Origin of the sequence: Collinsella sp. LCP21S3_C7 (genome assembly GCF_052118485.1) — a bacterium.
GTDB lineage: Bacteria > Actinomycetota > Coriobacteriia > Coriobacteriales > Coriobacteriaceae > Collinsella.
Window position 1 is genome coordinate 1 of sequence record NZ_JBQKHC010000069.1, and the last position, 450, is coordinate 450.

The 450-nt window shown below is 69.3% G+C and carries 1 protein-coding gene; it reads right to left on the reverse strand.

What is annotated here, in order from left to right; genetic code table 11:
- Positions 1–91: 91 nt before the first annotated feature.
- Entirely contained in the window at positions 92–232 is a 141-nt protein-coding gene (locus ACTQ1E_RS08915) for a hypothetical protein (protein WP_343118921.1), read from the reverse strand.
- Positions 233–450: the final 218 nt, after the last annotated feature.

The window sequence follows — 450 nt, forward strand, 5'->3', positions numbered from 1 at the left end:
CCGCAGGCGGCGGCGATCTCGGAGCCGCCGATCCGCCAGCGCCGCGCCTCATGCCACTCGGGCGTGTTCGGCGGGTAGGTGCAGAGTAGGGTCACAGTCCCGCCTCCCACCATGCAGCGGAGTCGAGGATCTCGCCGCAGTCGCCGCAGACCCGCCACGCATTGCAGCCGTAGGTCTCCACGTCGATCTCGCCGTCGTGGGGGCAGGCGTCCGGCTCAATACAGGCGCTCATGACCGGACCTCCGTCCCGAGCCGCAGCCCGACGCAGATCATGCCGATGGACAGCAGGACCGCGATGACGGGCACGATGATGTCGAGCACGATGCGGCGGGTCATGCTGCACCGCCCTCGATCAGCTCACCGTCGATAGTGACCGCCCGGCACGGGGTGACGACACGAGGCGCTTTCGCCTTGGGGGTGTCGCCGGTCCACTCCGGCTTGACGTCGGTC